This window comes from Saccharopolyspora terrae, from assembly GCF_004348435.1.
GTDB lineage: Bacteria > Actinomycetota > Actinomycetes > Mycobacteriales > Pseudonocardiaceae > Saccharopolyspora > Saccharopolyspora endophytica.
This window is the reverse complement of record NZ_SMKS01000004.1, coordinates 71,893-87,054: the sequence shown is the minus strand read 5'-3', so window position 1 is coordinate 87,054 and position 15,162 is coordinate 71,893. Positions and strand designations below refer to the sequence as shown.

General features: G+C 71.1%; 14 protein-coding genes. 8 read left to right on the top strand and 6 right to left on the bottom strand.

The genetic code is table 11. The features are described 5' to 3' along the window. The first annotated feature begins 9 nt into the window (after nucleotides 1–9). Genes E1181_RS04410 through E1181_RS04400 form a run of 3 tightly spaced genes read left to right on the top strand, consistent with a single transcriptional unit; the run spans nucleotide 10 to nucleotide 2,497 of the window. A complete protein-coding gene (locus E1181_RS04410) occupies nucleotides 10–915 on the top strand; it encodes a glutamate ABC transporter substrate-binding protein (RefSeq protein WP_132672590.1) in 906 nt (301 codons plus the stop codon). Nucleotides 916–974: 59 nt separating this feature from the next. Beyond that, the gene (locus tag E1181_RS04405; RefSeq protein ID WP_235876170.1) at nucleotides 975–1,634 is read left to right on the top strand and encodes an amino acid ABC transporter permease; all 660 of its coding nucleotides are present in this window, start codon (nucleotides 975–977) and stop codon (nucleotides 1,632–1,634) included. Then, nucleotides 1,631–2,497: an amino acid ABC transporter permease gene (locus tag E1181_RS04400; RefSeq protein ID WP_132672589.1), complete on the top strand. Its 867-nt coding sequence runs from the start codon at nucleotides 1,631–1,633 to the stop codon at nucleotides 2,495–2,497. The genes E1181_RS04405 and E1181_RS04400 overlap by 4 nt, the downstream gene beginning before the upstream one ends. Nucleotides 2,498–2,549: 52 nt before the next feature. Here E1181_RS04400 and E1181_RS04395 read toward each other — a convergent pair whose 3' ends face one another. Continuing rightward, nucleotides 2,550–3,146: a substrate-binding periplasmic protein gene (locus tag E1181_RS04395; protein ID WP_132672588.1), complete on the bottom strand. Its 597-nt coding sequence runs from the start codon at nucleotides 3,144–3,146 to the stop codon at nucleotides 2,550–2,552. Between the two features lie 178 nt (nucleotides 3,147–3,324). On the opposite strand from E1181_RS04395, the gene edd reads away from it, so the two are divergent. Together edd and eda are read left to right on the top strand one after the other, a co-directional pair. After that, a complete protein-coding gene (gene edd, locus E1181_RS04390) occupies nucleotides 3,325–5,160 on the top strand; it encodes a phosphogluconate dehydratase (protein ID WP_132672587.1) in 1,836 nt (611 codons plus the stop codon). 41 nt (nucleotides 5,161–5,201) lie between these two features. After that, nucleotides 5,202–5,825, top strand: coding sequence for a bifunctional 4-hydroxy-2-oxoglutarate aldolase/2-dehydro-3-deoxy-phosphogluconate aldolase (gene eda / locus E1181_RS04385; RefSeq protein WP_132672702.1), 624 nt, complete (start codon nucleotides 5,202–5,204; stop codon nucleotides 5,823–5,825). A gap of 35 nt (nucleotides 5,826–5,860) precedes the next feature. Here the strand turns inward: eda and E1181_RS04380 are convergent, their stop codons facing one another. The 4 genes from E1181_RS04380 to recA form a co-directional block, all read right to left on the bottom strand. Next, nucleotides 5,861–6,520 carry an HAD family hydrolase gene (locus E1181_RS04380; protein WP_132672586.1) on the bottom strand — a complete coding sequence of 220 codons (660 nt, stop codon included), beginning with the start codon at nucleotides 6,518–6,520 and terminating at the stop codon, nucleotides 5,861–5,863. Nucleotides 6,521–6,572: 52 nt separating this feature from the next. Further along, nucleotides 6,573–7,265 carry a DUF4352 domain-containing protein gene (locus E1181_RS04375; protein WP_132672585.1) on the bottom strand — a complete coding sequence of 231 codons (693 nt, stop codon included), beginning with the start codon at nucleotides 7,263–7,265 and terminating at the stop codon, nucleotides 6,573–6,575. A gap of 178 nt (nucleotides 7,266–7,443) precedes the next feature. Further along, nucleotides 7,444–8,034, bottom strand: coding sequence for a regulatory protein RecX (locus E1181_RS04370; protein ID WP_132672584.1), 591 nt, complete (start codon nucleotides 8,032–8,034; stop codon nucleotides 7,444–7,446). 17 nt (nucleotides 8,035–8,051) lie between these two features. Continuing rightward, entirely contained in the window at nucleotides 8,052–9,107 is a 1,056-nt protein-coding gene (gene recA, locus E1181_RS04365) for a recombinase RecA (RefSeq protein WP_132672583.1), read from the bottom strand. A 270-nt stretch (nucleotides 9,108–9,377) separates the two neighbouring features. Between recA and E1181_RS04360 the strand changes: the two genes are divergently transcribed. Further along, nucleotides 9,378–10,109 carry a DUF4383 domain-containing protein gene (locus E1181_RS04360; RefSeq protein ID WP_132672582.1) on the top strand — a complete coding sequence of 244 codons (732 nt, stop codon included), beginning with the start codon at nucleotides 9,378–9,380 and terminating at the stop codon, nucleotides 10,107–10,109. 38 nt (nucleotides 10,110–10,147) lie between these two features. Here E1181_RS04360 and E1181_RS04355 read toward each other — a convergent pair whose 3' ends face one another. Further along, a complete protein-coding gene (locus E1181_RS04355; protein WP_132672581.1) occupies nucleotides 10,148–10,342 on the bottom strand; it encodes a DUF3046 domain-containing protein in 195 nt (64 codons plus the stop codon). Between the two features lie 37 nt (nucleotides 10,343–10,379). Between E1181_RS04355 and E1181_RS32510 the strand changes: the two genes are divergently transcribed. Together E1181_RS32510 and E1181_RS04350 are read left to right on the top strand one after the other, a co-directional pair. Further along, entirely contained in the window at nucleotides 10,380–10,502 is a 123-nt protein-coding gene (locus E1181_RS32510; protein WP_268952428.1) for a hypothetical protein, read from the top strand. A gap of 92 nt (nucleotides 10,503–10,594) precedes the next feature. Continuing rightward, nucleotides 10,595–15,160: an ATP-dependent helicase gene (locus E1181_RS04350; RefSeq protein WP_132672580.1), complete on the top strand. Its 4,566-nt coding sequence runs from the start codon at nucleotides 10,595–10,597 to the stop codon at nucleotides 15,158–15,160. Nucleotides 15,161–15,162: the final 2 nt, after the last annotated feature.

Below are 15,162 nucleotides of genomic sequence, written 5' to 3'. Positions count from 1 at the left end.
CGTAAGCAGATGCGAGGCAAGAGATTTCGTCTGGTCACGGTGCTGACGGCATCGCTGGCGCTGGCGTTGTCCGCCTGCGGCGGGGGCGGCGAGAACCAACTGGGCGGCGGCGGAGGCGCCCCGGAGATCCCGGTGGACCAGAACGCGCAGTTCGAGCCCGGAAGCACGATGGCCAACCTCAAGCAGGCGGGCACCATCCGGATCGGCACGAAGATCGACCAGCCGCTGTTCGGCCTGAACGACCTCGAGGGCAAGCCGCAGGGCTTCGACGTCGAGATGGCCAAGCTGGTCGCGGCGAAGATGGGCATCCCCGCGGACAAGATCCAGTGGGTCGAGGCGCCGAGCAAGACCCGCGAGGAGATCATCGAGCAGGGCCGCGTCGACATGGTGGTGGCCACCTACACCATCAACGACTCGCGCAAGCAGCGGATCAGCTTCGCCGGGCCGTACTACCAGGCCGGTCAGGACATCATGGTCAAGTCCGACAACGCCCAGATCACCGGTCCGGAGACGCTGCGGGCCACCGGCGCGAAGGTCTGCTCGGTGACCGGCTCGACGCCGGCCGAGAAGATCAAGGAGTACGTCGACGAGCCGAACCTGGTGCTCTTCGACGTCTACTCCAAGTGCGCCGACGCGCTGCGCACCGGTCAGGTCCAGGCGGTGACCACGGACAACGTGATCCTGATGGGTCTGGTCGAGAAGAGCGGCGGGCAGTTCAAGCTCGTGGAGAAGCCCTTCACCGAAGAGCCCTACGGCATCGGCATCAAGAAGGGCGATGTGAAGTTCTGCGAGTTCATCAACCAGACCCTCGCGCAGGCCGGCCAGGACGGCACCTACGCGAAGGCGTGGCAGGCGACCGCCGGCAAGGTGTCCAAGCAGACGCCGAGCCTTCCGCAGGCCGACCCCTGCAGCTGACCTGATAGCGGAATGAGGGTGCCGTCCGATCCGGTCGGCACCCTCATCTCTTGGCCGGAGTGGAATCTGTGCAAGTCATCATCGACAACCTGCCGCTGTACCTGAGCGGTCTCGTGCGCACGTTGGAGATCTGCCTGCTGGCGGGTCTGCTCGCGCTGGTCATCGGCACCATCGCGGCGGGCTTCCGGGTCTCCCCGCTACCTCCGCTGCGCGCCGCCGGGACCAGCTGGGTCAACGTGCTGCGCAACTGTCCGCTGACCGTGGTGCTGTTCTTCATGGCCTTCGGCCTGCCGGAGCTGGGCATCAACGGTTCGTACTTCTGGTTCGGCACCATCGGCCTGGCGCTGTACACCTCGGCGTTCGTGTGCGAGGCGATCCGAAGCGGCATCAACGCCGTTCCGGCAGGTCAGGCCGAGGCCGCGCGCGCCGTGGGCCTGACCTTCGGCCAGTCGCTGTCGCTGGTCGTGCTGCCGCAGGCCGTGCGCACGGTGGTCCCGCCGCTGGGCAACGTGATCATCGCGATGATCAAGAACTCGGCCCTGGTGGGCGCCTTCGGCGTCGGCGGGGACCTGTTCTCGGTCGGCGACACGCTGACCTCGGCGCGCGGCCTGGCCGCGCTGCCGGTGCTGCTCGGCGTGGTGCTGTTCTACCTGGTGCTCACCATCCCGGCCGGTCTGCTGCTGGGTTACCTGGAGCGGAAGGTGGCGATCGCGCGATGACCAACGCGGTTCTCTACGAAGCCCCCGGCCCGCAGGCGAAACGACGCTCGCTGGTCGCCAGCGCGGCGGTCGGGCTGCTGCTGCTCGCGGTGGTCGGTTGGGTGCTCTACACGCTGGGCACGCGAGGCCAGCTGACCGCCGAGAAGTGGGGTCCGCTGCTGGACCCGACCAACGGCACGTTCACCGCGCTGTGGGGCCTGATGGGCACCGGCCTGCTGGGCACCCTCACCGCAGCCGCGCTGGCGATGGTGTTCTCGCTGGTCATCGGCACCCTGCTGGCGATCACCCGCGTCGTGAGCGCGCCCTGGTACCGCTGGCTGGTGGTCGGCGTGATCGAGCTTCTGCGCGGCATCCCGGTGGTCATCATGGTCTTCTTCGCCTTCCGGGTGCTTCCCTCGGTGGGCTTGGACCTGTCGCCGATGTGGTTCCTGGTGATCGGCCTGACCGCGTACAACTCGGTGATCATCGCCGAGATCGTGCGCGCCGGGATCCTCTCGCTGCCCAAGGGCCAGAGCGAGGCCGCCTACGCCATCGGCCTGCGCCGCGGTCAGGTGCTGAGCACGGTGCTGCTGCCGCAGGCGTTCCGGGCGATGCTGCCCGCGCTGATCAGCCAGCTCGTGGTCATCGTCAAGGACACCTCGCTGGGCTTCATCGTCGCCTACGTCGACGTGGTGCGTGAGGCGCAGGTGATCATCCAGAACCTCGGCAACCCGATCCAGACCTACATCGTGGTCGGCGCGATCTTCATCCTCATCAACTACGCGCTGAGCAGGCTGGCGGTCTACACCGAGCGCCGGATGAGCCAAGGGCGCAAGGGCAAGCTGGGCGCGGTCGCCGTCGACGACACCGGCCGCGACGCCTGATCCGGACGAAGCAGGCGCCTTCGGGACTCGTTCCCGGAGGCGCCTCTTCACGTCACGGGTGGGCTGAGATCCCCTGGGGCGCCAGGTTCTGGTCGTGGGCTCGTTGCCAGGTCCCGTCGGCGACCGCGGCCCGCAGCATCCCCCGGAGCTCTTCGGCGAGCTTGGGGTCGTCGGCCTTGACGACCAGGTTCCGCTCGGTGTCGGTGACGGCGTACGGGATCTGCGCGAGCTGCGGGACGTCCGCGGTGCCGCCCAGCAGGACATCGACGTTGCCCGCGGCGACCGCGTCGCGCAGCAGCGTCGGGGGCAGGCGGCGGAACTGCACCTGGGTGCTGGGGTCCAGACCGATGCGGCGGGCGATGTCGCGGGCGATGTCGACGTCGAAGCCCCGGTAGCCGCCCGCGGGGTCGCGCGTGACGAACTCCGGCTGGTCGGCGCGCACACCCACCAGCAGGCGCTTCCGCTGCTTGATCGCAGTCAGCGTCGGCGAGCTGCCCAGCTCCACGTCGCCTCCCGCCGAGGAGCTCGGCGGTGCGGCCGGGACCTCCGGGGCGGGTGGAGGAGGTGGCGGCGGCGCTGCGGGTTCGGCTTGCCCGCACCCGGTCAGGACGACGGCCAGTGCCGCCACTGCGAGCAGGCGAATCCTCACAACCACTCCTTCACCGTCGGGTCCACCCGACCATGATCGCGCACGGTCGGTGCCCGACGGGAACGAGTTCTCATGGACTGGATCGATTGTGAAATCCAGGCCACACCCACTAGTGTGACCCGCGCCATGTGGCGCCAACGAAGTCGCCCGTTTGTCCAGCTCACCTTCGGAGGCGATCATGGCGCCACTGCACGCCGTCGTCGAGCAGGTCACCCGCCGCATCGCAGAACGCAGCGAGCAGACCCGCTCCGCCTACCTCGAACGCATCAACGCCGCAGCAGCGCAGGGCCCCGTCCGGGCCGAACTGCCCTGCAGCAACCTCGCGCACGGTTTCGCCGCATGCAGCGGCTCCGACCGGCTCGCGGTGCGCGGCGTCAGCAAGCCCGGGGTGGCGATCGTGTCGGCCTACAACGACATGCTCTCCGCGCACCAGCCCTACAACGAGTTCCCGGCGTGGCTGAAGGACTCGGTGCGCGAAGCGGGCGGTGTCGCGCAGTTCGCGGGCGGCGTTCCCGCGATGTGCGACGGGATCACCCAGGGCCGCACCGGCATGGAGCTGTCGCTGTTCTCCCGCGACGTGATCGCGATGGCCACCGGCGTGGCGCTGTCCCACGAGATGTTCGACGGGGCGCTGATGCTCGGGGTGTGCGACAAGATCGTGCCCGGTCTGCTCATCGGCGCGCTGGCGTTCGGTCACCTGCCGACCCTGCTGGTGCCGGCCGGCCCCATGCCCTCGGGCCTGCCCAACCGCGAGAAGAGCCGCATCCGGCAGCTCTTCGCCGAGGGCAAGGCCACCCGCGAGGACCTGCTGGAGGCCGAGTCCGCCTCCTACCACTCCCCCGGCACCTGCACGTTCTACGGCACCGCCAACTCCAACCAGCTGGTCGTCGAGGTCATGGGCCTGCACCTGCCCGGCTCCAGCTTCGTGCCGCCGGGCACCCCGCTGCGCAAGGCGCTCACCGAGGAAGCCGGCCGTCAGGTCGTGCGGCTCGGCCAGGGCGAGGGACGCACGCCGATCGGCGAGCTGCTCGACGAGAAGGCCATCGTCAACGGCGTGGTCGCGCTGTTGGCCACCGGCGGCTCGACCAACCACACGCTGCACCTGCCGGCCATCGCCGCGGCCGCGGGCATCGAGCTGACCTGGGACGACTTCTCGGAGCTGTCGGCGGTCGTGCCGTCGCTGGCGAAGGTCTACCCGAACGGATCCGCCGACATCAACCACTTCGCGGCGGCCGGTGGCGTGCAGACGCTGATCGGTGAGCTGCTCGACGCGGGCCTGCTGCACGCCGACGTCAAGACGGTCGCCGGGCCCGGCCTGGACCGCTACCGGCAGCAGCCGTTCCTCGACGACGGCGAGCTGGTGTGGCGCGATGGTCCCGCCAAGAGCCTGGACACCGACGTGCTGCGCGGCGTCGACGACCCGTTCGCGCCCGACGGCGGACTGCGCGTGCTGGAGGGCAACCTCGGACGCGCGGTGATCAAGGTGTCGGCCGTGGCCGCCACGCACCGCACCGTTACCGCGCCGGCGCGGGTCTTCGACGACCAGCACGACTTCACCGCGGCCTTCTCCGCGGGCGAGATCGACCACGACGTCGTGGTCGTGATCCGCAACCAGGGCCCGCAGGCCAACGGCATGCCCGAGCTGCACGGCCTCACCCCGGCGCTGGGCGTGCTGATGGATCGCGGGCACCAGGTCGCGCTGGTCACCGACGGCCGGATGTCGGGCGCCTCCGGCAAGATCCCGGCCGCCATCCAGCTCACCCCGGAAGCCACTGCGGGCGGACCGCTCTCGCGCATCCAGGACGGCGACGTGATCCGGCTCGACGCCGACCGGGGCACGCTGGAAGCCCTCGTGCCCGACGACGAGCTCACCGCGCGGCAACCCGCGCGCGGGGCGGACCCGGCGCCGTTCGGCACCGGCCGGGAGCTGTTCGCCGCCTTCCGCCAGGCCGTCGGCAGGGCCGACCAGGGCGCGAGCGTGTTCGGGCAGGCCCAACCGCAGGTGCGAGTATGACCAGCGGCGGAACCACCGCCCCGACGCGATTGGACGAGCAGATGAACACCGCAGCCGACGTTTTCGACCTGGCACCCGTGGTGCCGGTCGTGGCCCTCGGCGACGCCGAGCACGCCGTCCCGCTGGCCGAAGCGCTGCTGCGCGGCGGAATCCGGACCATCGAGGTCACCCTGCGCACCCCGGCCGGTCTCCCGGCCATCGAACGCATCGCGGCCGAGGTGCCCGACATGGTCGCCGGCGCCGGCACGATCACCGAGGTCGGCCAGGCCAAGCAGGCCGCCGACGCCGGTGCGCGCTACTTGGTCACCCCCGGCACCACCGACCGGCTGCTGGACGACCTGGACGCCTCCGGGGTGCCGTACCTGGCGGGTGCCGGCACGGTGTCGGAGGCGATGCGGCTGGCCGAGCGCGGGGCGAGCGCGATGAAGTTCTTCCCCGCCGAGCCCAGCGGCGGGGTGCCGTTCCTCAAGGGCATCGCCGGCCCCCTGCCGCACCTGCGGTTCTGCCCGACCGGCGGGATCAGCCCGGCGACCGCGCCGGACTACCTGGCACTGCCCAACGTCGGTTGCGTCGGCGGCTCCTGGCTCGCTCCGAAGGACCTGCTGGCAGCGGGTGACTGGGCGAAGATCGAGCAGCTGGCCGCCGAGGCCGCCGCGCTGCGCTGACGCTCGGGGCGCCCGCTCCGGCGGGCGCCCCGGCTTCACGCCGCGATCAGGGTGAGGGCCTCCGGAATCGAGTCCACGACCGGGTACCCGGACTTCTCCAGCTTGGGGCGGTCCATCACGCCGGTGGTCACCAGAACGCACTGCGCACCGGCCTGCTCGGCCGCGTGGGCGTCGTCGAGGACGTCACCGATGAGCACCACCTCGGCCGGATCGAGCTCCTGCACCTTGAGGTGGGCGCGCAGGTGCTCGTCCTTGGACCCGCCGCCCACCGAGGTGCGCAGCCCGTCCATCCGGTCGAAGAGCTCGTGCAGACCGCGGGCCGTGACCAGCTCGACCAGCTCGTCGTGGAACCACATCGACAGCAGCGACTGGGTCCGGCCGGTCGCCGCCCAGTCCTGCAGCACGTGCGGCACGCCCTCGGTCATGCCGCAGGAGTCCAGCAGTTCCCGGTAGGCGACGTGGTAGAGCTCGTCGACAGCGGCCCAGTCGTCCTCGGCGATCTCGCGCCGCAGGAGGGTCTCGTAGCAGGCGCGCAACGGCCGGCTGTAGATCGTGCGCCACTCGTCGATGTCGATGTGCTCCCGGCCGAACCGGGTGCACACGCTGTTCACCGCGGCCACGACCGCGTGGTTGTCGTCAAGAAGTGTTCCGTTCCAGTCCCACACGATGTGCTGCGGGCTCCTCGACTTCGTCATGGCCAGGAACCCTACGACGCGCCACCGACGTTCTGGTACCCACGTCCCACAGTCAGAACGGACCGGCGAAGTGGGCGGTCTCCTCAGCGGCGAACGCCGGCTGCACGCTGACCTGGAGCTCGCCCGGCTCGGCCCCGATCTCGAAAACCATGGTGTAGAGCACTTCTCCGCCCGGCGGCAGCTGCGCCACCGGGATCGGATCCCCCGCTCCGAAGTGCTGCTGGGCGAGCCGCCCGTTGTGGGTGACAGTGATCGTCGCGTTGATGACGTTGTAAGCGGTGTCACCGCCGTTGCGCACCGCCACGTCGAACTGGACGTGCCGCTTCCCCTCGGGAGGACGGGAGAACTGGCTGGTCTCCTCGTAGTGAACGGGCGGGAGGATCGAGATCGTCCGCCCCTTCGGCCAGGTGTGCCGTTCGCCGAACGGCAGCCGCAGAGCGGGGGCCGGCGCGCTCGACGGCGGCTGTTCTTGCTGCGCACCGGGGAGCACCCGGTCCAGCTCGGCGACCACGAGCCCTTGGAGCACGGCGGTGGCGGCGATCCCCAGCGCACACAGCACCGCGCCGAGTCCGGCCAGCACCTTCCGGCTTCCGAACAGCGCGATGACGCCCAGCACCAGACCGACGAGCGCGGCCAGGGCCGTGGCGTTGTTCAGGATCGGCAGGATCGATCCGCAGATCCCGACGATTCCGAGGATGAGCGCTGTCCACGCCAGCCCGCCGAACTTCGGTTTCGGCTGGGCCACGTACGGGTTCTGCGTTGGTGTTCGCGCGGGCTGACTCACCTTGTCCCCCAGGTCCGTCGAGCGCGACCGACGTCCAATGCGCCGATCCACGCGGCGCGCTGGAGCCTAGGGAGAGAGATCAGCTCCGCTCGGGGTATTCACCGGGCTTCACCCCAACGGCCCAGAAAGCCGCCAGGGGTCAGGAGAAGTCGGAGTCCGCCGCGTCGCCGGCGTTCTCGATCTCCTCCTTGACGATGCGGTAGGCCAGACCTTCGGAGTAGCCCTTGCGGGCGAGCATGCCGACCAGGCGGCGCACCTTCGCGGTGTAGTCGAGCGATCCTGTGCTGCGCAGCTTGCGCTGCACCAGTTCGCGGGCGCGCTCAGCTTCGGCATCGTTGTCCACGTTGGACAGAGCCGATTCCACGAGGTGCTCGTCGATGCCCTTGCGCCGCAGCTCGAAGCCCAGCGCCTTGCGCCCCAGGCCCTGGGAGCGCTGGCGCTGGTTCACCCACTCCTCGGCGAACGAGGCGTCGTCGATGAGGCCCGCGTCGGCGAACTTCTGCAGCACGCCGTCGGCGACGTCTTCCTCGATGTCCTTGCGCAGCAACGCCTGCCGCAGTTCGAGTCGGCTGCGAGCGCGACTGGCCAGCAGCCGGTACACGATGTCGCGGGCCTGCGCGGCGGGGTCCTCGGGCTTGCGAGGCTGCTTCTTCTCCGCCGCCTCGCCGTCGCGAGGTTCGGCGCCGGGGGCGCGACGACCGCTCCCCCGGCGCGTTCCTTCGTCGTTCATCCGTGCCAAGGCGTCGATCAGAACTCGACCGGCGCCGGCTCGGCGGCGCTGTCGCCGCCCTCGGCGTCGAGGGTGGCGCCGATGCCGAGCTTCTCCTTGATCCGCTTCTCGATCTCGTTGGCCACGTCAGGGTTCTCCCGCATGAACTTGCGGGCGTTCTCCTTGCCCTGGCCCAGCTGGTCGCCCTCGTAGGTGTACCAGGCACCCGACTTGCGGATGATGCCCTGCTCGACGCCCATGTCGATCAGCGAGCCCTCGCGGCTGATGCCGATGCCGTAGATGATGTCGAACTCGGCCTGCTTAAACGGCGGTGCGACCTTGTTCTTGACGACCTTCACGCGGGTCCGGTTGCCGACCGCGTCGGAGCCGTCCTTGAGCGTCTCGATCCGGCGCACGTCCAGTCGCACCGAGGAGTAGAACTTCAGCGCTTTACCACCGGTGGTGGTCTCCGGGGAGCCGAACATGACGCCGACCTTCTCGCGGAGCTGGTTGATGAAGATCGCGGTGGTCTTGGCGTTGTACAGCGCGGAGGTCAGCTTCCGCAGCGCCTGGCTCATCAGGCGGGCCTGCAGACCCACGTGGCTGTCGCCCATCTCGCCCTCGATCTCGGCGCGCGGCACCAGCGCGGCCACCGAGTCGATGACGATGACGTCCAGCGCACCGGAGCGGATCAGCATGTCCGCGATCTCCAGCGCCTGCTCACCGGTGTCCGGCTGGGAGACCAGCAGCGCGTCGGTGTCCACACCGATCGCCTTGGCGTACTCCGGGTCCAGCGCGTGCTCGGCGTCGACGAAGGCCGCCGTGCCGCCGAGCTTCTGGGCGTTGGCCACGGCGTGCAGGGCGACCGAGGTCTTACCGCTGCTCTCCGGGCCGTAGATCTCCACGACACGACCGCGCGGCAGGCCGCCGATGCCCAGTGCGACGTCCAGCGAGATCGAACCGGTCGGGATGACCTCGACCGGCGGCCGCGAGTCGTCGCCGAGCCGCATGACCGATCCCTTGCCGAACTGCTTGTCGATCTGAGCGAGCGCCAGCTCCAGCGCTTTGCCCTTGTCCGGTGTCGCTGCTGCCATCGGGGTCCACCTCGGTGAAGTCTTCGAGTCGGGTCTTCGGGCGACTCTCTGGGGAGCGAGTCGTTCACGTCGTTTCAGACGCTACGGGCTGGGACCGACAATCCGACTCGCGGGGTTTGCGGGCCTTCCCGGTCCGTGAACCCATACTAAGCGAACGGATGTTCGAGCGTCATGCCGACACGCCGGATGCATCACCTGGTCGAGTGACAGTGCGATCAGCGCACCACAGGTGGACACTCGGGATTACCTCGCTCGCAGGAGGTGCCCGACATGCGCATGGATCGCTACCTACCACCGGAACACCCGCTGAACCGCTTCTACCGGATCGCCGCGGCCGTGTTCGGGGCGTGCCTGATGGTCTTCGGCGTGCTCGGGCTCGCCAACCGGGTCCCGCTGTTCACCACCGACGGAATCGACGTGCTGGGGCTGTCCAGCAACGGCCTGCTCGCCGTGGTGTCGATCGTCGTCGGCGCCGCCCTGGTCGCCGCCGCGGCCTGGGGCGGCCCCGTCGCCTCCACCACCACGGCCGCCATCGGGGTGCTGTTCTTCCTGTCCGGGCTGATCAACCTCGGCCTGCTCCACACCCCGTGGAACGTGTTCGCCTTCGAGATGAGCAACGTGGTGTTCAGCTTCGTCGCGGGTCTGGTGCTGATGTTCTTCGGCTTCTACGGCCGGGTCAGCGGCGGGCTCCCCGAGGACAACCCCTACGTGCGCTACCGCCACCACGAGCCGCCGGTCCAGGAGGACCCCGAGTCCGTGATCGCCGACGAGCGGCGGATCTCCGAACTCGAACCGATGTGCGCCGACGAACTGGCCGTCGCGGAGGGCCACGCCACGCCTGAGCAGCGACGACGGGTCACGGCGGACCGGCTCGAGCACATGCGCCAGGAGCGCCGCCGCGCCTACGACCACTACCGCGAAGTCGGGCGCACCGAGCAGCAGCAGATCAGCGCCCAGAACCCGTGGGCCGACTTCCAGCAGGAGGACGGGGCCCGGGGCTGAGAGCTCCACGACCCGCGCGGCAGAGCCCGCTGCAACCCCTAGCGGCGTTCGGCCGGGACCTCGAAGGTCTCGCAGACCGCGGCCCAGACCTCCTTGGTCGTGTAGCCGTCCTCCAGGGCCTGGTCCACGGTGCGTCCTCCGAGGGCCGAGAACACGTGGTCCTGGGCGAGCATCTCGGACCGGACCCTGCCGAACTCCTCGGCCATGCGTTGGCGGAAAGCGGTGTGGCGCATCGTCGACCAGCCTACGTGGCGCCCGTACGCTGGTGGTGTGCTGCTCCTGCAGACCGATCCGACCGGTATGTCCACGCCGCTGGGGCAAGTGGTGATCGCCGCGACCCTCATCGCCGTGATCGCGCTGGCCATCCGCTTCTTCTGGCAGAACCGGAAGTGAGCGGCCCGCCCCCGCGGTCGCGGTAGGCCTCGGGGCCCGACGAGCGCCATCACCAGCGCCGTTCGTCGGTGTCGTGGTCCAGCATGGGGAGCATGAGCGACGTGCTGGACGGTTTCTCCGCAGCGACCCGCGACTGGTTCCGCAGCGCCTTCGACGCGCCCACCGAGGCGCAGCGGGGCGCGTGGCAGGCCATCGCGGCGGGCGAGCACGCCCTGGTGGTGGCGCCGACCGGCTCCGGCAAGACGCTCGCGGCCTTCCTCGCCGCGCTGGACCGGCTCGCCTCCGAGGGCGTGCCGTCGGAGCCGAAGAAGCGCTGCCGGGTGCTCTACGTGTCACCGCTGAAGGCCCTGGCCGTCGACGTGGAGCGCAACCTGCGCGCGCCGCTGGCCGGGATCCGCCAGGCCACCCAGCGGCTGGGTGGCGATCCACCGGACATCCAGGTCGGCATCCGCACCGGTGACACCCCCGCCGACCAGCGACGTTCCTTCGCCCGCACACCGCCGGACGTGCTGGTCACCACCCCGGAATCGCTGTTCCTGCTGCTGACCTCGGCCGCGCGCGAATCGCTGGCCGGGGTGGAGACGGTGATCGTCGACGAGGTGCACGCGGTCGCGGGCACCAAGCGCGGAGCGCACCTGGCGCTGTCGCTGGAACGGCTCGACCAGCTGCTGGCCCGCCCCGCGCAGCGCGTCGGGCTGTCGGCGACGGTGCGACCGGTCGAGGAGGTCCGGACCTACCTGGCAGGCGGTCGGCCGGTGCGCACCGTGCAGCCCGCCCACCCCAAGGAGGTCGAGGTCCGGGTGGAGGTGCCGGTTCCGGACATGGCCGAGCTCGGCGCGTCCACCGGCGAGACCGGAGAGCAGGCGGCCGAGCAGCACACCTCGATCTGGCCCTCGGTCCAGGAGCGCGTCCTGGAGCTGATCCGCCAGCACCGCTCGACGATCGTGTTCAGCAACTCGCGGCGGCTGGCCGAGCGGCTCACCGCCGGCATCAACGAGCTCGCCGCCGAGCAAACGGAGCCGATGACCCGGTTCCCGGCGGAGGCCGTCGGCGGCTCCGGCATCGGCTCGGGAGCTCCGCCGGTGGTGGCCAAGGCGCACCACGGCTCGATGTCGAAGGAGCAGCGGGCCGTCGTCGAGGAGGAGCTCAAGTCCGGGCACCTGCCGTGCGTGGTGGCGACCTCGTCGCTGGAGCTGGGCATCGACATGGGTGCGGTCGACCTGGTGGTCCAGATCGAGACGCCGCCGACGGTGGCCTCCGGTTTGCAGCGCATCGGGCGCGGCGGTCACCAGGTCGGCGCGGTCTCCCGCGGCGTGGTGTTCCCGAAGTTCCGCGGCGACCTGGTCGGGTGCGCGGTGGTGTCGGAGCGGATGGCGGGCGGGCTGATCGAGTCGATCTCCTACCCGCGCAACCCGCTGGACGTGCTGGCGCAGCAGATCGTGTCGATGGCGGCGATGGACGACTGGCCGGTGGCCGAGCTCGCCGCGCTGGTGCGCCGCTCGGCGCCGTACGCGGGGCTGCCGGACTCGGCGCTGCACGCGGTGCTGGACATGCTCGCCGGGCGCTATCCCAGCGAGGAGTTCGGCGAGCTGCGGGCGAGGATCGTGTGGGACCGGGTCAACGACGAGCTGCGCGCCCGTCCCGGCGCGCAGCGGCTCGCGGTGACCTCCGGCGGCACCATCCCCGACCGGGGCCTGTTCACGGTGACCACGCCCGGCGACGAGGAGGCCGGTCGCGGTGGCGTGCGGGTCGGTGAGCTCGACGAGGAGATGGTCTACGAATCCCGCGTCGGCGACACGTTCCTGCTGGGCACGAGCGCGTGGCGGGTGGAGGACATCACCCACGACCGGGTCATCGTCACCCCGGCGCCGGGCGAACCCGGGCGGATGCCGTTCTGGAAGGGCGATCAACCCGGACGCCCGCTGGAGCTCGGCCGCGCCCTGGGCGCCTTCGTCCGCGAGCTGACCAGCGCGGATGCCGACGACGCCCGGGAGCGCATCACGGCGGCCGGGCTGGACGAGTGGGCCCGCGACAACCTGATGTCCTACTTGGACGAGCAGCGGCGTGCCACGCGGCACGTGCCGGACGACCGGACGATCGTGGTCGAGCGGTTCCGCGACGAGCTCGGCGACTGGCGGATGGTGATCCACTCCCCCTTCGGCGCCCAGGTCAACGGGCCGTGGGCGCTGGCGGTCGGCGCGCGGATCAGGGAACGGCGGGGTGTCGAACCGCAGATCGCCTCCTCCGACGACGGCATCGTGCTGCGGCTGGCCGACGCGCTCGACGATTCCGGCGCCGAAGTGCTGCCGACCGCCGAGGACGTGCTGCTCCCACCGGCCGAGGTGCAGCAGATGGTGACCGACGAAGTCGGCGGTTCGGCGCTGTTCGCCGCCCGGTTCCGGGAGTGCGCGGCGCGGGCCCTGCTGCTGCCGCGCCGGGACCCCCGCCGCCGCACCCCGCTGTGGCAGCAGCGGCAGCGGTCGGCGCAGCTGCTCACCGTGGCGGCGCAGTACGAGCAATTCCCGATCGTGCTGGAGGCGATGCGGGAATGCTTGCAGGACGTCTACGACGTGCCGGGTCTGACCGAGCTGATGCAGCAGGTCGCGGCCCGCAAGGTGCGGGTCGTCGAGGTCGAGACGCCGACGCCGTCGCCGTTCGCGCGCAGCCTGCTGTTCGGCTACATCGGCATGTTCCTCTACGAGACCGACGCTCCGCTGGCCGAGCGCCGGTCGGCGGCGCTGAGCCTGGACTCGACGCTGCTCGCCGAGCTGCTGGGCTCGGAGGCGCTTCGCGAACTGCTGGATTCCGAGGCCCTGGACGAGATCGAGCAGCAGTTGCAGCGGCTCGCCCCCGAGCGCCACGCGCGCGACGCCGAAGGCGCGGCCGACCTGCTGCGCTTCCTCGGCGATCTGTCCACGTCGGAGGCCGAGAAACGCGGTGTGCGGCCGGAATGGCTCGACGAGCTGGCCGAGCAGCGCCGCGTCCTGCAGGTCCGGATGGCCGGCGAGCAGCGCTGGATCCCGATCGAGGACGCGGGCAAGGTGCGCGACGCGCTCGGCGTCGCACTGCCGGTCGGTGTGCCGGAGGCGTTCACCGAGCCCGTCGCCGATCCGCTGGCCGACCTGCTGATCCGCTACGCGCGGTGCCGCGGTCCGTTCACCGCCGACGCCGCCGCCCGGCGGTTCGGGCTGGGCGTGGCCGTGGTGCACGGCGTGCTGGACCGGCTGACCGGCTCAGGACGTCTGGTGCGCGGCGAGTTGCGTCCCTTGGAGGCCGGTGGCGGGGGTGCGCTGGACTACTGCGACGCCGAGGTGCTGCGCCGGTTGCGGCGGGCGTCGCTGGCTCGACTGCGGGCCGAGGTCGAGCCGGTGGAACCCGCTGCGCTGGGCCGCTTCCTGCCGGTGTGGCACGGCATCGGCGCGCGGCTGCGCACCGCTCCGACCGTGGACGACGTGTACTCGGTGGTCGAGCAGCTCGCCGGGGCACCGGTCCCGGCGAGCGCGCTGGAGTCGCTGGTGCTGCCCGCGCGGTTGCCCGGCTACTCCCCCGCACTGCTCGACGAGCTGACCGCGACCGGCGAGGTGAGCTGGGTGGGGTCGGGCTCGCTGGCCGGCGGTGACGGGTGGATCGCGCTGGCCCCGACCGATGTCGCCGACCTCCTGCTGCCGGACCTCCCGGAGGATTCGACGGATTCACCGCTGCACCGGGCGGTTCTGTCCTCTTTGGAGGGTGGAGCGCTGTTCTTCCGGCAGCTGGCCGACCGGGCCGGTGGGCTCCTGCTGGAGCAGGAGGAGGAGGCACCTGCCGACGACGCGATCACCACCGCGCTGTGGGACCTGGTCTGGGCCGGGGCGGTCACCAACGACACCCTCGCACCGCTGCGCGCCCTGGTCTCCGGCCGCGGTGCCGCGCACAAGCCGCGTCGCAGCGCGCCGCGCGGCCGGTACGCGCGGCTGCGCGCCGGACGCCCGTCGATGCCGCCGCGCAGCGGACCGCCGACGGTGTCCGGACGCTGGTCGCTCGCCCCGCAACCCGCCGCCGAACCGACGCGCCGCGCGCACGCCCGCGCCGAAGCGTTCCTGGAACGGCACGGGGTGCTGACCCGGGGCGCCCTGGACGTCGAGCGGGTGACCGGCGGGTTCTCGGCGGTGTACAAGGTGCTTCGGGCGATGGAGGAGTCCGGGCGCTGCCGGCGCGGTTACGTGATCGAAGGGCTCGGCGCCGCGCAGTTCGCGGTTCCGGGTGCGATCGACCGGCTGCGGGCGCTCTCCGGCGACGACGAGGCGAGCACCGATGCGGTGGTGCTGGCCGCCGCCGATCCCGCGCAGCCCTACGGCGGTGCGCTGGACTGGCCCGCGCCGATGGGCGACACCCGGCACCGGCCGGGCCGGAAGGCCGGTGCGCTGGTGGTGCTGGTGGCCGGTGAGGCGGTGTTCTACGTCGAACGCGGCGGCAAGTCGCTGCTGTCGTTCACCGACGACGACGCCGCGCTCCGAGCGGCGGCAGCGGGCCTGGCCCGCGTGGTGCGCGAGGGCTGGCTCGACCAGCTCGCGGTCGAGCGGGCCGACGGCGAAGGCGCGTGGGGTTCGCGGCTGGCGGAGGTCCTCACCGAGGCGGGGTTCCGCGCCACGCCGAAAGGTCTCCGGCTGCGGGCGTGAGC

Excerpts from the sequence above, each read along its gene's own strand:
- E1181_RS04410 (WP_132672590.1), top strand. The coding sequence starts at position 10 with ATGCGAGGCAAGAGATTTCGTCTGGTCACGGTGCTGACGGCATCGCTG.
- E1181_RS04400 (WP_132672589.1), top strand. The coding sequence starts at position 1,631 with ATGACCAACGCGGTTCTCTACGAAGCCCCCGGCCCGCAGGCGAAACGA.
- edd (WP_132672587.1), top strand. The coding sequence starts at position 3,325 with ATGGCGCCACTGCACGCCGTCGTCGAGCAGGTCACCCGCCGCATCGCA.
- eda (WP_132672702.1), top strand. The coding sequence starts at position 5,202 with ATGAACACCGCAGCCGACGTTTTCGACCTGGCACCCGTGGTGCCGGTC.
- E1181_RS04380 (WP_132672586.1), bottom strand. The coding sequence starts at position 6,520 with ATGACGAAGTCGAGGAGCCCGCAGCACATCGTGTGGGACTGGAACGGA.
- E1181_RS04370 (WP_132672584.1), bottom strand. The coding sequence starts at position 8,034 with ATGAACGACGAAGGAACGCGCCGGGGGAGCGGTCGTCGCGCCCCCGGC.
- recA (WP_132672583.1), bottom strand. The coding sequence starts at position 9,107 with ATGGCAGCAGCGACACCGGACAAGGGCAAAGCGCTGGAGCTGGCGCTC.
- E1181_RS04360 (WP_132672582.1), top strand. The coding sequence starts at position 9,378 with ATGCGCATGGATCGCTACCTACCACCGGAACACCCGCTGAACCGCTTC.
- E1181_RS04355 (WP_132672581.1), bottom strand. The coding sequence starts at position 10,342 with ATGCGCCACACCGCTTTCCGCCAACGCATGGCCGAGGAGTTCGGCAGG.
- E1181_RS04350 (WP_132672580.1), top strand. The coding sequence starts at position 10,595 with ATGAGCGACGTGCTGGACGGTTTCTCCGCAGCGACCCGCGACTGGTTC.